This is a genomic window from Edaphobacter sp., assembly GCF_035763405.1.
Taxonomy (GTDB): domain Bacteria; phylum Acidobacteriota; class Terriglobia; order Terriglobales; family Acidobacteriaceae; genus Edaphobacter.
Genome location: NZ_DASUBE010000013.1, coordinates 41374 through 56097 on the forward strand (window position 1 = coordinate 41374; position 14724 = coordinate 56097).

Sequence of the window (14724 nt, forward strand, 5' to 3'; positions counted from 1 at the left end):
ACATCATGCAATTTGTTCGGGTACGTTCGCTGTTTCTCCTCGGGATCATCACTGTCGCTGTGCCGTTCTTGCGCGCACAGGCTCCGGCAAAGCGTGCCGAAGGCGCCACACTGAAGGAGGCTGGAGAGGCTTTTCGCGCGGGCTCGGCTGCCTATCAGCGCAACGATCTGCGCACTGCTCATGCGGAGTTCGCCAAGCTGGTGCGGCTTGCCCCGAACGTTGCAGCGGGACATGCTGCCTACGGCACGGTGCTGCTTGCAGAAGGTGATGCGCGCGCGGCAGCGGGTCAGCTTGAGGAGGCGCACAGGCTTGACCCACACGACGCCAATGCTGTGCTCAGCCTGGCGATGGTGGAAGGGCAGCTTCGCGAGTACGCAAAGTCGGTTGAGATGTTTCAGCTTTTCGACCGAATGAAATCCGGAGCACCGCTCACGCCGGAGGCAGCGATCGTGTATGCAACGTCGCTTTCGGCAACCGGGCACACGGCTGACGCGCAGAAGCAGATTGAGGCTGCCCTTGCGGCTTCGCCGAACGTCGCTGGGCTGCACGATGCGCTTGGCACATTGCTGGCACAGCAGCAGCAGTACGACGAAGCGGCCTCGCACTTTCAGACTGCCATCACGCTGGAGCCGAAGCTCGCCTCCGCTCACTATCATCTCGGTTCTGTGTTGCTCAATCAAAATCGTCCGGATGACGCGGTTAAGGAGTTGACCGAAGCGAACACGCTGACGCAAGGGAGCAATGCCGACTACGCGAGGCAGCTTGGACGTGTGTTGCGGGCAGACAATCAGGATGAGCAGGCAGTTGCAGTACTGCGACATGCACTGACGCTTGCTCCGTCGTCGATCGACATTAAGTACGAGCTTGCCCTTGCTCTGCAATCGAACGGCAATGCCCGCGAGTCGCAGCCATTGTTTAAGCAGGTTGTTGCCGCGCGGCCGAAGGACTTTGACGCGCTGACCAATCTTGGGCTTGCACTTGTCCAGACGGGAAACGCGAAGGAGGCGATTCCGTATTACAACCGCGCGCTGGCGCTCAACGCGAAGAGCGCCACGTTGCGCGAGGACCTCGGCGTTGCGTATCTGCAACAGAGCGACCTGAGCCATGCTATGGAGCAGTTTCGCGCGGGCATCGCGCTTGCGCCGGACAATCCGCAGATTCATTACGACCTCGGCCTTGCGCTCAAGCTCAAGGACGAGCCTGCCGCGGCGATTCCGGAGTTTGAACAGGCAGGGAAGCTGGACCCGGAGCTACCTGATCCGCCGTACACGCTTGGCGTTCTGTACATGCAGCTTGGCCGCTTTGCCGATGCAGAGATGGCGTTGGAGCGCGCTACGACTCTGCGCCCTGACAATGGTCAGGCCTGGGCCATCCTGGGCAGTGTCTATAAGGAGACGAACAACTTCGACAAGGCAGTGACAGCCTTGCGACGTGCGATTGAGTTACTGCCCACGCAGCCCAGTCCTCACATTACGCTCGCTGCAATCCTCAGCCAGCAGGGAGACCACGCGGGCGCTGTGGCTGAACGGAAAACGGCTGCTGAACTGAGTCGCATCGCGGTCAGCCGCCAGCGCGCGAACTTCGCGCTCGACTCGGGGCGCGCCCTGCTCAAAAAAGGCAAGCTTGCAGAGGCGCTTGCGCAACTCCAGACTGCCGTCGCCGCAGATCCGAATTACGCAGACGCTCATCGGGCGCTCGCAGAGGCGCTTGACCGGGAGGGCGAACATGTTGCCGCTGCTCTCGAACGGCAAAAGGCCGAGCAGATCGCGTCGTCAACGGAGGCTTCGCCTGCGCATCCTTAAAACTTGATGGTGAACCCTCGGCCTCAATGATTGGCCGTCGCACTTTTGATATAACAACCGCATGGCGGGCGAAGCGATTCGAGCGTCTGCGCCGGGAGCAAGGCCCGGAGGAGTCTGGTTTGAGCTGGTCGCGCCGCAGTTTTATCACCTCGCTGTCCACCACGGCGCTGGTTCTTTCGCTTGACGATGTGCTTGCGCTTGCCGCGCCGCTGTCTCAAGCCGACTCGCAGACGATGGGTGGATCGCGCCCTACCTACAATGCCACCCCGCGTCCGGCGCCCAAGGGTTTGCCTTCACCTGTCGCGGGAATGCCGCTCGATGTCAGCTTTATCAACGTTGCGCGCGAGTCCGGCCTGAACGCACGAACAATCTACGGTGGCGAGCACAAGAACCGGTATCTGCTTGAAACCACCGGATGCGGCGTTGCCTTCTTCGACTACGATCACGATGACTGGCTCGACATCTTTCTTGTCAATGGCACTCGACTGGGCGGCTTTCCGAAGGGCCGTGAGCCGATCTCTCGTCTCTTCAAAAACAATCGCGACGGCACGTTTACCGATGTGACGCTGAAGGCTGGAGTTGGCCGCTCAGGATGGGGGCAGGGCTGCTGCGTCGGCGATTACAACAATGACGGATGGGACGATCTGTTCGTCACCTACTATGGCCAGAACGTTCTCTATCGCAACAACGGCGACGGCAGTTTTACGGACGTGACCAAAGAAGCGGGTTTAATGCAGCCGAAGACGCGATGGAACTCCGGCTGCGCGTTTCTTGACTACGACCGCGACGGCCATCTCGACCTCTTCGTCGCCAACTATATTGACTTCGACATCAAGACCGCGCCGCTGCCCGAGGCAGCAGGCTGCCAGTACAAGGGCATTCAGGTGGCCTGCGGACCGCCGGGTTTGCAGGGCGGGAAGAACATTCTCTATCACAACAACGGCGACGGTACGTTCACCGATGTCTCGGAGAAGAGCGGCATGTGGGACACCATTGGAACGTATGGCCTTTCCGTCGCCGTCTCGGACTTTGACGGCGATGGCTGGCCGGACATCTACGTCGCCGACGATTCAACCGCTGCAACGTTGTATCAGAATCAGAAGAACGGTACGTTCAAGGATGTCGCCATCGAGGCGGGTGTTGCGTATTCGCCTGACGGCAAGCCGCAGGCCGGGATGGGTGTCTCCGTCGGCGATTACAACCGCGACGGTCACTTCGATATCGTGAAGACAAACTTTGCAGGCGACACCGATTCGCTCTATCTCAATCTAGGCGATGGCACCTTTGACGATCGCACCTACCAGGCTGGCCTCGGAGTCAACACGCGCCTGCTTGGCTGGGGCGTTGGCTTCTTCGATATGGATAACGATGGCTGGCTCGACATTCTGATTTGCAATGGCCATGTTTATCCCGAAGTCGATGGCACTCCGGTAGAAGCCCCCTACGCGGAGCATAAGTATCTCTACCGCAATCTGCGCAATGGGCAGTTTGAAGAGGTGACGACGAAGGGCGGGCCGGGCATTACCGAACGTGCGCCTGCACGCGGCTGCGCCTTCGGCGACTACGACAACGACGGCGACATCGACGTGGTGGTCAACTGCATGAACGCACTTCCGCAACTGCTTCGCTGCGATTCGACGACGGGACGCAACTGGATCAAGATTCGCACCGTCGGAACGAAATCGAACCGAACCGGAATCGGCGCAAAGATCAGCGTGAGGACAACGCCGCCCGGCGCGGCCAAGCCCTTTGTACAGGTGGAGGAGGTGCGTAGCGGAGGCAGCTATTACTCGCAGAGTGACCTTCGGATTCACTTTGGTCTTGACCGCGCAACGAAGGCCGATGTCGAGATCAACTGGCCCTCAGGCGCAGCCGACAAACTCGTCGGCCTCGCGGCGAACCATCTCTATGTGATTCAGGAGGGCGGCAAGATTCTGAAGACCATGGCGATGGGGAGTCAGGTATCATCGGCAGCCAAAGCAGCGTCGTCCGCGACCAAGCCATGAAACGTCAAGTCCTCATCTTCGCAGGCGTGCTCGTGCTTCTGGTCGCGTGCGCCGCTGCGCAGCAGCCGTATCCGGCGATGACGGACCATCCTTCTCCGGCGTGGTTTGTCGACGTCGCGGCGAAGGCTGGCATCACGGTGCTCGATGTAAACGGCAACTTTGAAGCCAAGCACTACATCATCGAGTCCACCGGCTCCGGCGTCGCTCTTCTCGACTATGACCGCGATGGCTGGCCCGACATCTTCATCGTCAACGGCACGACGCTTCCAGGTGAGAAGACGGCGGGGCCTGCACCGACGAGCCACCTCTTCCACAATAATCACGATGGCACCTTTACCGACGTGACCGCGAAGGCTGGGCTCGTTTCGACAGCGTGGGGGCAGGGCGCTTGCGTGGGCGACTACGACAACGACGGTTACGACGACCTCTACGTCACCGGCTATGGAAAAAATCGCCTCTATCACAATCAGGGCAATGGCACGTTCAAAGAGGTGGCCGAGCAGGCGGGAGTCGCGGGCACTGGCAAAGAGTGGGGAACCGGCTGCGCCTTCATCGACTACGACCGCGACGGCAAACTCGATCTCGCCGTTGCCAACTACGTTCACTTCGATTTGGCGAATACACCCGCGCCCGGCGAGAATCCGAGCTGCATCTGGAAGGGAGTGCCTGTGATGTGCGGCCCGCGCGGCCTCGCGTTCACCAGCAACATCCTTTATCACAATCTCGGCAATGGGACGTTTGAAGACGTCAGCAAAGTGAGCGGCTTTCAAAAGACCTACGGCCATTACTGCTTTTCGATCACCACGCTCGACTACAACGACGATGGCTGGCCCGATCTTTACGTTGCATGCGACTCGACTCCCGCGATCCTCTACCGGAACAATCGCAACGGCACCTTCACCGATGTGGCCGCCGACGCGGGCGTGGCCTTCAACGAAGACGGACGCGAGCAGGCGGGCATGGGTTCTACTTCAGCCGACTACGATGGCGACGGTCATCTCGATCTCTTCAAGACCAACTTCTCCGACGACACCTCCACCCTCTACCACAACAACGGTGACGGCTCGTTTACGGACATGACCTTTCCGGCGGGTCTTGGCACGAACACGGACGCCCTTGGCTGGGGGACGATGTTTGCCGATGTCGATAACGACGGCTGGCCCGACCTGCTTGTTGTCAACGGGCACGTTTATCCTGAGGTTGATTCAGCGAAGCTCGGCTCGACCTACCGCGAGCCGCGTCTTCTCTACTACAACCTCGGCAACGGAAAGTTCCGCGATCTCTCGAAGACCTCCGGCCCCGGGGTTACTGAACCTCGCTCCAGCCGCGGGCTTGCCATTGGCGACCTCTTTAATGATGGGCGGCTTGAAGCCGTGATCAACAATCTTAGCGACCGCCCGATGCTGCTGGTCAACGTCGCAAAGAATGAGAATCACTGGATTGAATTTCATCTCGCCGGCACAGTCTCGAACCGCGATGCTATCGGCGCGCGCGTCACTCTGCACTCAGCGAAACGGATCTGGGTGGATGAAGTGCGGAGCGGCTCCAGCTATGATTCGTCGAATGATCTGCGCATCCACTTCGGCCTCGGGCAGGAGACACACCTGACCAGTCTCGAGGTCCGCTGGCCTTCCGGCGTGACTGAAGCGTTTGCCCCTCCTGCAAAGATTGATCGCATCATCGACCTGACAGAGGGTGCAGGTCATGTCTCGGCTGGTCCCGCGAAAACGGCCAGTCCGCAACAACATTGAATTTCAGGGTGGGGTTTGCTGGCGGAGAGACAGGGATTCGAACCCTGGATACCTTGCGGTATACACGCTTTCCAAGCGTGCGCCTTCAGCCACTCGGCCATCTCTCCGCGGTATTGCAGGCTCATTTGAATCTAACACATTTGCACGCTGGATTAAATCGTTGCTGGAGGCATTACGGCGCCTGCGCAGCAACGTTTTCCGCTACAGCGTTGCCACCGGAAAGATCGACCGCTACGCCGCCCGCCAGATAACGTTCAAGTGTCTCGTTGTCTTTCCAGTTGATATTCCAGCCATCGTTGATTGCGATCAGAATGTATTGTCCCGGGATAACCTGCGCGATATTGAAGCTGCCGTCGCTGTTGGACTGGTCGCGTCGCACCATCTGGAGCGCACCTGTCTGGCCCAGCGTTGCAGGCACCAGCATGATGGCTGCGCCGACGGCAGGTTTGCCCTTGAAGCTGGCGAAGCCCGTCAACGTCGCGCGACCTTTGACGACATGCAGCGTCAGGCTCGATTCGCCGGCGGGCAATGTGACCGCACGCCCAGTCGCTTGCGCTCCCTGTGCCGTCACACCGGCGAGATAAAGATCGGGCTGCCCCATCATCACGACCTCGTATTGTCCCGCAGGAACATCGATGGATGGGACATGCTCCTCCGGAGTGGTTGCCCCGTTGCCGGGGGTGCCCGGAGGGTTGTTCAACCTGGCGATCGGGCGTGGCCCGCCTCCCAGATTAGTCGATGCCACGACGCGCTGGTTCTCCGGGTCGACCAACGCCGCGATCAGCAGGTTCGGCAGGGCATCGCGCAGGCCGTCTACATGAAAGCTGACTCTGGCCGCGCTCGAAGCTGTGTCGAAGTTCACGGTCGGGGAACCATCCGCTGTCACGTGAACGAGGCTCATCCGGACTTGCCCGTCGGGCCCGTTGATGCGCACCTGATATAACCCAGGCGTCAGTCCATCCACATCAAACTGCCCCTGTGCGTTTCTGTGGATCGACTCCTGCATAAAGCCGCCGGGCAAAGCTGCCTGGTTCACCTGCTGGATGATGGGCCAGGGCTGCGCGTTCCGTCCCGCGTTGGAAGTCGTGCTCGAAGGAGGATCGACCAGCAGATGAATTGCCGGAACGGGCGTCAGGCCCACATCTGCTTCCTGAGAGTCGCCGCCCTTCAGGACCAGCGTCTCTGCCGCATCGGGATCAGCGACTCCCGGGAACCACGTGGGCTGGTAGGCCACGTCGAGCGACGGATCCAGCGGAGGATCATTCCCCGTCGTTGAGCGTCGTTGTCTGGCCGCCACCGCGTACCATGGCTGGGCCACGACGCGCACACGATAGCTCCCCGGTTCCAGATCGTCGAACTCATAGATTCCGCGATCGTCTGTCATGGTGACTCGCGCTCCCACGACTGCACGCTCGGCGAGCCCCAGCGTAGACGTCCGCACGCGCACCAGCGATACCTGCGCCCCGCGGATGCTCTCGCCTGCCTCATTCGTCACGGTGCCGCTGATCTCGGCATCGGGGCTTAGCGCGAAACGGACGTCCATCGACGGTTCTGCGCGGGTCAGGACGAGTCCGGTCGTGTACTCTTCGTGTTGCTGATAGCCCTGACGTACAAACCCGCGTGCCCAGGCGGTGACGTTCCACATGCCCGCCGAAGGCAGAGAAAGTACGAATCGGCTCCGGTCATCGGTGTCGGCTGTGTTCTCGCCGGTGCCGAGCCGCTGCCCGGCTTGTCTCCCTCTGCCGGACAGCGCCGCCTCCAGATGCCCCTTTCTTACTGGCGAGCCGTCCACGCTGTTGACCAGCACGCCTGTAATCCGATACTGCTGCGGCGCAGGCTTCGATGCAACGGACTGGCCGGACGTGATCGCGCCGCACGCCAGAAACAGGAACAGCGCGAGACAGAGCAGGGAAGAGCACCCTGCAAGTCGGGTGCAGGAGCGCATCATGGCGCAATCTCCTCTTCCGTCACGGCATCCAGATGGAGCGTAGCCTTCTCTCCTGCATGAATCACCACCGTCTGCACGTGGCTGGCAAACGGAGCCAGCGCCGCCGGGTCTCTGAAATCGAGCGCGTGATACCGCTCGAACGCTACCGCCTGATACGTTCCCGGAGCCAGGGTGAGCCAGAAGTTGCCCTTATCGTCGCTTCCGGAGTTGATAACCGGCGCCAGGCTCGGAGTGGTGGGAATCAGAGCGACCAGGCAGGAGCAGGGTTCGTCCTTCACGCTCACTGCGCCTTCGAGGCTCCCCGTCTGGTTGCTGACCATCAGCTCAATCGGCAGGCCGCCCCCGCCCGGCGCAATGGTCATCTCCTGCCGCAGCAGGTCGCGGTCGCCGTAGGTGGCCGACTCGACGTACCATGTCCCGAAGCTGCGGGCCCACAGACGGTAGCTCCCGGGGTGGACGCGAAACACCATCGATCCGTCTTTCTGCCGGGTAGGGCCAATATTGTCTACGCGCTGATCCATGCTGGAGTCCGTACTGCGCAGCATCAGCCCGAGCGATAGCGGGTTGGGTGCCGGCATCACAGCACGGCGGTACGCGGCGCCTGGCGCATTATCGGACATTGCGGAGTCCATCCGCAGCTCCACCGGCACCGTCTGCGCTGGCACGAATCGCAGGAGAATGCCCGAGACATCATGACCAGCTACGGTCACGCTTGTCTCCGCTGTTTCCTGTCCGTCTGGACTGTACCTGGTCGCGGCCAGCGTGTAGCTGCCGTTGGGCAGACTCAGTCGATATTGACCATCCCCAGTCAGCCTCATCTCGCTGATCTGAAACCAGGGACCGTTTGCCTTTCGAGCGCGTATGAGGGCGAACCCTGTGGCAGGTTCCTGCGTCACGATAACTTTGTAGCCCATCCCCTCAGAAGGGTGAAGGTCGATGTGCTGTTGCTCGCCGCTGTGGATGGTGATGGAATCTAATCGTTCAGTGGAAGTATTAGCTGGAAATATAAGAGGCATCGTGACATCGCCATCATCAAGATTGCGCATCTGATACTGCGTCTCCAGCCTGTATTCACCTGCGGGGACGGGAAGCCGAAACTCTCCGCGTACATTAGTCTGCGCCATTGCCACCTGCTGCCAGGTGCGGCCGCTCTCGTTCGGGACGCTCCGCATCGCAGTCACTGTGATTCGTTCAAGGGGTTCATCATCCGCCGCTGACGTGACCGTCCCGGTCAGCAGGGCCTCGGGGTAGAGCCTGAGGTGCAGCGGCTTGTCCAACTGGCTCGGATTCAGGTTGAACCCACCGAAGCCGTTCGCTTCGAGCGAGCTGTAGTAGCCCGGCTTCGTCACCTGAACATTGGGCCGGGAGGCGGTGAACTGGTCGAACTCGAATTTGCCGTCGGGGCCCGTCAGCGTGGCCCGTCCGCCTATCTGCACCAGCGCGCGGGCGACCGGAGTGCCGCTGACCGCGTTGACCACGACGCCGGAGATGGTCATGGGTTCCGGGTGCGCAATCGAGGGCGTGTGCAACGAGAAGCCGACGTCCTGCTGCGCCCGGAGATTCGTTACACCGACGAGGACAGCAAGCAGTAGAGCCAATACCACACCGGAACTCCGCAGGAGCGACTTCATCGAAGCTGACAGCACAGACCGTACCTCGTATGTCAGGGCATCCATAGAGACGCTCCGATCACTATAGAGGTGAGACACCGCGTGGAGGGAAAGTGGCCCAGTGGTTCAGAGTACAGGTAGTTCCGTTATGTCTGATAACACATATTATGTATAGTTAGAGCTGCCGCGCGGCCCGCCTTCGCTCTTCATGCGTTTCCCCGGCGACACGGGCCCATTTGATACCATCCCATCAGCGTCCTCCTGACTTGTCCGCGAATGAAAATTGTCCAGGCCGTCTTCGGCGTCTTCCACCACTTTGAGCTTGCCCGTGAACTCGACCGCCGGGGCCATCTGGAAAAGATCTATTCCACCTGGCCGTGGCAGCGGCTCAAGCGCGAAGGTCTGCCCCGAGAAAAAGTCGAGACCTTTCCCTGGCTCCATACCACGGAGTACCTGCTCAATCGCGCCCGCCTAAACCCACGCTGGCTCTCCGACCACCTCGGCTATACCACCGCGCTCTCCTTCGACCGCTGGACAGACCGCCGCATCCCGGCGTGCGACGCCTTTGTTGCGATCTCCGGGGCCGGTCTTCGTACCGGCGTTCGCGTTCAGCAACGTGGGGGGATCTTCATCTGTGACCGCGGTTCGACCCACCAACGCTATCAGGAGCAAATCGTCGCTGAGGAATATCGTCGCTGGGGCGTGTCCCGGCCCATCTCCGACCCCCGCGACATTGCCCGCGAAGAAGAGATTTATCAGACGGCGAACGCCATCACCGTACCCTCCCGCGCCGCCGCCAGGTCCTTTGTTCAAATGGGCGTGCCTGCGGAAAAGATTCATGTCATCCCGTATGGCGTCCGGCTGGAAAATTTTCGCCGGACAGTGGAGCCGCCTGACGGCCGCTTCGAGGTGCTCTTCGCCGGATCGGCGGGCCTGCGCAAAGGAGTTCCCTATCTGCTTGAGGCGTTTGCCGCGCTCCGGCATCCGGCCAAACGTCTTCGTTTTGCCGGCGCCGTCCATCCCGACATCCAATCGGTTCTCGGGCGGCTGCCGCGCGAAGATGTCGAATTTCTGGGGTCCGTCACACAACCCCGGCTGGCGGAACTGATGAGTTCCAGCCACGTGATGGTTCTGCCCAGCATCGAGGAGGGCCTTGCCCTGGTACAAGGACAGGCACTGGCCTGCGGTTGTCCGGTGCTCTGCTCGACCAATACAGGCGGCGAAGATCTCTTTACCGATGGCGTCGAAGGCTTCATCGTTCCCATACGCGACGCCGCTGCGCTGACCGATCGAATGCAGCAGCTTGCCGATGACCCTGCGCTTCAGCAGCGCATGAGCCAGGCGGCCATGGATCGCGTCCGTGCGCTCGGCGGCTGGGGCAGTTATGGCGACGAGTGGGAGCGACTTCTGAAGGTTATTACATCTAAAGAATCAGCTTAAACATACTGTGCCACCACCCACAAAATGAACGACTTCGATTCTGTCCGAATCATTCACTCCGGTGGTGGCCCACCCACTGCGGGGCACGATCTCGCCATTCAGTTCGACGGCGACGCGGTCGCCCTTCAACCCGAGTTCGGCCACCAGCGCGTCCACACTGGCAGAATCGGAAAGCCCTTCAAATAAACGCGACTGCCCATTCAGAATGATCGTAAGCGCCATGCTCATCCAGAGTAGCAGTTTGCCGTTGTCTGTTCGCAGAATGTTCCACGCACGGATTACTGACAACTGTGAACTGACAACTTAAAACTTCTACTCGAACAGCCAGTTGGCGCATCCCATGACGAAGTCTTCGACAGGCCGCCGCACTCGGGAGGTGTCGGCATAATCACGGAAAACCTCGCTGCTCAGACGCATCAGGATATGAACGGCCTCGTCGTCGGCAGTGCTGGGGGGGCGGTCAAGAAAGCCTCGGCTGTGGACCAGATACTCCGCGGCATGGCCCAGCATCTGCAGGGTCCGGCCATGATGAGTCTTGCTCATCCGGCGAATCGTCAGGTTCACTCGCCCTGCGTCGAGCGGGAGACCGGTGGGTGTGCGTCGAGCTGCCGTTACAGGAAAAGGCTGTGCCGGCTGAGGAAAGGGAGCTGTGGACATGGACCTGAATCCTCCGTCCAAATCCCTATCGGCTATGCACTCCGGCGCTCTAGCGTGGCTGAAATCCGGTCACTGCCTCTCGATGATGGAGGATTTACGATTGAGTCGCGGGCTGAAAGGTGATCGGCTTCTGCTCGACGATCTCGATACCAAACCCTTGTAACGCAGGCACATGCGTTGGAGTATTCGAGAGAAGCTTGATCTTGTGGATTCCCAGATCGGACAGTATCTGTCCGCCCAGTCCGACTTGCCGGAGCGTTCTGTGGGCGCGGTCGTCGCTGCCCTCACGAGCGCGCTGCTCCCGATGGAGGACAATCCGGGCCGGGGCCACTCCTTTGTCCAGGCCAAAGCCCTTCGTCCCATTGTGCAAATAGACCAGGGCTCCACGTCCCGCCTCGGCGATCATCCTGAGCGAGTTTTCGACGACCGAGCGGCAATCGCAGAGCGTGGTCGAGAAAACGTCGCCTGCCAGGCAGTGCGTGTGGACGCGCACCGTCACCGGCTCGTCTCCGCTGACATCGCCCAGCACGAGCGCGATATGCGACTCGTCGCCTTCGACTTCGCTCTCGTAGGCGATCATGCGGAAGTCACCATAGGAGGTAGGCATCACCGACTCGGCCACGCGGTGGATGTACCGCTCGTTCTGGAGCCGGTAGCGGATCAGGTCGGCCACCGTGACCATCTTCAGGCCGTGCGTCTCGCAGAACTTCACCAGGTCGGGAACGCGGGCCATGGTCCCGTCTTCGTTCATCACTTCGCAGATGACGCCCGCCGGAACCAATCCTGCCATGCGAGCCAGATCGACCGAAGCCTCCGTCTGGCCTGCGCGCACCAGCACGCCGCCCTTGCGGGCACGCAGCGGAAAGACGTGTCCCGGCCGCGCCAGGTCGCGTGAGGTGGACTTCGGATCGATGGCAACCATGATGGTGTGGGCGCGGTCGGCGGCGGAGATGCCGGTCGTCACGCCTTCGCGCGCCTCAATGCTTTCGGTGAAGGCGGTGCCAAAGCGTGAGGTATTTTCCTGCGTCATCGGGCCCAGCCGCAGATAGTCGGCGCGCTCCTCGGTGAGCGTCAGGCAGATGAGTCCCCTGCCGAACCGTGCCATGAAGTTGATGGCCTCGGGCGTGACGTGTTCGGCAGCCAGCGTCAGGTCGCCTTCGTTCTCGCGGTCCTCGTCATCGACGACCACCACCATCCGCCCGGCCTGTATCTCGGCAACGGCTTCCTTCACATCGGCAAACATGGCTTTCGGCTCCAGTGGTGCATCTGTTTCGATGCACCTCCATCATACGTGCGGTGCAAAAAGAAACGCCGCCTCGTCGGGCGGCGATTCATGATTCAGGCAGAAAGCTATAGCGTGGACTCAATCTCAAAGCCCCAGGCTTCCAGCAGCGCCTCGGGGATGTACTTGGAGTTCTTGTTCCGACGCGCCCATTCGCGCAGTCTGGTCGAGCGCACATACTGGTCGGGAGTCAGCTTGTACTCCTTCACGACCTGTTCAAACGAAGTTACCGTGGGGACAACCGGCCCAATCGGCTCCGGCTTGCCCCAGTTGGGATTGCCACGGCGCTTTGCCATATATGGTCTGTACCTCTTCTAAAGGATTGACTTACATGAAGCTGCCCCGGATGCTCAGGGGAAGATGACTCTGGGAGAAAGACTTCAGCATACATTCTAAGGCAGTTATGGCCCAAAAGCAAGGATGGGCTTTTGAATGCGCTGCGCCTCAAAACCCCGTCCTCGCCGTAACTCCAACGTTAACTTAGGGATGCTGCGCTTCAGCGTAGAACTTCACCAGGTCCGCCTTGAGTTGCTTCAGAGCATCCACGTTCAGGTACAGCATGTGACCTGCCGGGTAGTAGCCAAATTCCACGTTCCCTACGAGCTTTGCGGGCAAATCCATATGATCGAGGTCATGCTCGGTTCTGAAAAACGGCGTCGCCAGATCGAAGTACCCGTTCGCCGAAAATACCCGTAGGTGGGGATTCTTTCGTATCGCATCCGACAGGTCGAGAACAACATCGGCCATCGCCTGCGGAGACCGGTGTGGGACTGAGGTGCCCGGCGCTTTGTGCTTGAAGTCCCAAGCCTCGAAGACCCCTGGCCCCCTGGGATAATACGTCTCCTGGCTGGTGTACTTCAGGTCTCTCTGGAGGTAGTCGTGGAAGGCGCCAACATACGCTCCGATAATGCCAGTAATGGATGGATCGTACCCTGGATATTCCCCAGCCGCATCCGGGTCCCAACCCATAGAGCGCGCATCGTACTCCCCCAGCGTCCGCTCATCGCCGCGCAGCAACTCCTTCCTGAATCGCCAGGGCGAAACCTTCAACTTCGCCTCTTTTACATAACCCACGCTCAGGCCAGTGATGGCCGCCACCTTCGCCGCCATCGCATCGAACTCCGCCGGAGGCAACTTGTCCCCTTGCCACAGCGCTTCAGCATAAGGGCCGCGCGCAAATACCCGCGCCTGCTGCACCCAGTCAGCCATGCTCAGGGAGGTCTTCACCTTGCCGTAGTGGAGCGCAATCGCGGCATACGAAGGAAGGTAGCCAACTGCTCTGTCGGAGTCGTAATCCGCGCCCCATACCTTGAAGTCCAGGATGGACGACAGCAGCACAACCCCGTTGAACGGGATGCCGCCGTTCTGGAGCGCGTCCACCAGACCTGCCGACCGGGTCGTGCCATACGATTCGCCAATCAAAAACTTGGGCGAGTTCCATCGCTGGTTCACGGTGAGATAGCGAACGATAAACTTTTCAAACGCCTTGATGTCCGGGTCTGTCCCGGCAAAGTCCTCGATGGTTCCCTTGCCGACCAGCCGTGAAAAGCCGCACATGGGAGCGTCGATGAAGACCAGATCGCTCTTGTCCAGCAGACTGTACTGGTTCGGCATGTACTCGAACGGCGCGGGAGCGGTAGCATCCGGGCTTTGTGTCACCACGCGCACCGGCCCAAACGACCCCATGTGCAGTAAGATCGACGCCGACCCTGGCCCGCCGTTGTACAAGAATGTCACGGGCCGCGTCTTTGCTTCCACCCCATCCTCCGTATAGGCGACATAGAAGATACTGGCGTTCGGTTTGTCCTTGTCGTCCCGAATCAGCAGGTTCCCCGCAGTGGCCGTGTAATGGATCACCTGTCCATTCAGTGTCAGGTCATGCTTCGTTACGGCGGTGGATTCAGGAGGAATCGGGATGGCCGCCTCTTCCTTCTTCGCGGCGTCGTCCGGAGTTTTTTGCTGATTTGCTGGAGTTTGCGCTATCGCCTGCCTCGTAATCGCCCCGGAAAGCGCCACCATTCCCAACGCCAGAACCAGACCCGCCCATCGTGATGCAGATTGCCCAGACACCTGAACCGTGAACATCCTCAAGGGTTCCTCCTGTACACTTCCGTCGGAATCGAAAATCCGCGCCGCCGGGATTCTACGCTGATTGCAGTCCGAACCGAAGAAGCGTCAAGGGCATCTTTTTAGAGAGCCAATCCGTCTATTCCAACAAGCCGTTCTTT

General features: G+C 60.3%; 11 protein-coding genes and 1 tRNA gene. 4 read left to right on the forward strand and 8 right to left on the reverse strand.

The window, feature by feature from the left end:
• Positions 1-5: 5 nt before the first annotated feature.
• From VFU66_RS01235 to VFU66_RS01245, 3 genes are all read left to right on the forward strand, one after another.
• Positions 6-1802 (forward strand): tetratricopeptide repeat protein, encoded by a 1797-nt coding sequence (locus VFU66_RS01235; RefSeq protein WP_326444407.1) that lies wholly within the window; start codon positions 6-8, stop codon positions 1800-1802.
• Between the two features lie 119 nt (positions 1803-1921).
• Positions 1922-3808, forward strand: coding sequence for a CRTAC1 family protein (locus VFU66_RS01240; RefSeq protein ID WP_326444408.1), 1887 nt, complete (start codon positions 1922-1924; stop codon positions 3806-3808).
• Positions 3805-5559 (forward strand): CRTAC1 family protein, encoded by a 1755-nt coding sequence (locus VFU66_RS01245; RefSeq protein WP_326444409.1) that lies wholly within the window; start codon positions 3805-3807, stop codon positions 5557-5559. The genes VFU66_RS01240 and VFU66_RS01245 overlap by 4 nt, the downstream gene beginning before the upstream one ends.
• Before the next feature lie 19 nt (positions 5560-5578).
• Here the strand turns inward: VFU66_RS01245 and VFU66_RS01250 are convergent.
• The 3 genes from VFU66_RS01250 to VFU66_RS01260 all read right to left on the reverse strand — a co-directional run bounded on the left by VFU66_RS01250 (position 5579) and on the right by VFU66_RS01260 (position 9183).
• Positions 5579-5666: transfer RNA gene (locus VFU66_RS01250), tRNA-Ser, on the reverse strand.
• A 65-nt stretch (positions 5667-5731) separates the two neighbouring features.
• Positions 5732-7507, reverse strand: coding sequence for a carboxypeptidase regulatory-like domain-containing protein (locus VFU66_RS01255; RefSeq protein ID WP_326444410.1), 1776 nt, complete (start codon positions 7505-7507; stop codon positions 5732-5734).
• Positions 7504-9183 carry a carboxypeptidase-like regulatory domain-containing protein gene (locus VFU66_RS01260; RefSeq protein WP_326444411.1) on the reverse strand — a complete coding sequence of 560 codons (1680 nt, stop codon included), beginning with the start codon at positions 9181-9183 and terminating at the stop codon, positions 7504-7506. The genes VFU66_RS01255 and VFU66_RS01260 overlap by 4 nt, the downstream gene beginning before the upstream one ends.
• Positions 9184-9393: 210 nt before the next feature.
• On the opposite strand from VFU66_RS01260, the gene VFU66_RS01265 reads away from it, so the two are divergent.
• Complete coding sequence (locus VFU66_RS01265) at positions 9394-10557, forward strand: glycosyltransferase family 4 protein (protein WP_326444412.1); 1164 nt, start codon at positions 9394-9396, stop codon at positions 10555-10557.
• Here the strand turns inward: VFU66_RS01265 and thiS are convergent.
• The 5 genes from thiS to VFU66_RS01290 all read right to left on the reverse strand — a co-directional run bounded on the left by thiS (position 10549) and on the right by VFU66_RS01290 (position 14581).
• Positions 10549-10779, reverse strand: a complete 231-nt coding sequence (gene thiS / locus VFU66_RS01270) for a sulfur carrier protein ThiS (protein ID WP_326444413.1) — start codon at positions 10777-10779, stop codon at positions 10549-10551. The genes VFU66_RS01265 and thiS overlap by 9 nt on opposite strands.
• A 90-nt stretch (positions 10780-10869) precedes the next feature.
• Positions 10870-11214 (reverse strand): hypothetical protein, encoded by a 345-nt coding sequence (locus VFU66_RS01275; RefSeq protein WP_326444414.1) that lies wholly within the window; start codon positions 11212-11214, stop codon positions 10870-10872.
• Between the two features lie 94 nt (positions 11215-11308).
• The gene (ribB, locus tag VFU66_RS01280) at positions 11309-12457 is read right to left on the reverse strand and encodes a 3,4-dihydroxy-2-butanone-4-phosphate synthase (protein WP_326444415.1); all 1149 of its coding nucleotides are present in this window, start codon (positions 12455-12457) and stop codon (positions 11309-11311) included.
• Positions 12458-12564: 107 nt separating this feature from the next.
• Entirely contained in the window at positions 12565-12792 is a 228-nt protein-coding gene (locus tag VFU66_RS01285; RefSeq protein WP_188757941.1) for a hypothetical protein, read from the reverse strand.
• Positions 12793-12976: 184 nt separating this feature from the next.
• Positions 12977-14581, reverse strand: coding sequence for a S10 family peptidase (locus VFU66_RS01290; RefSeq protein ID WP_326444416.1), 1605 nt, complete (start codon positions 14579-14581; stop codon positions 12977-12979).
• Positions 14582-14724 lie beyond the last annotated feature (143 nt).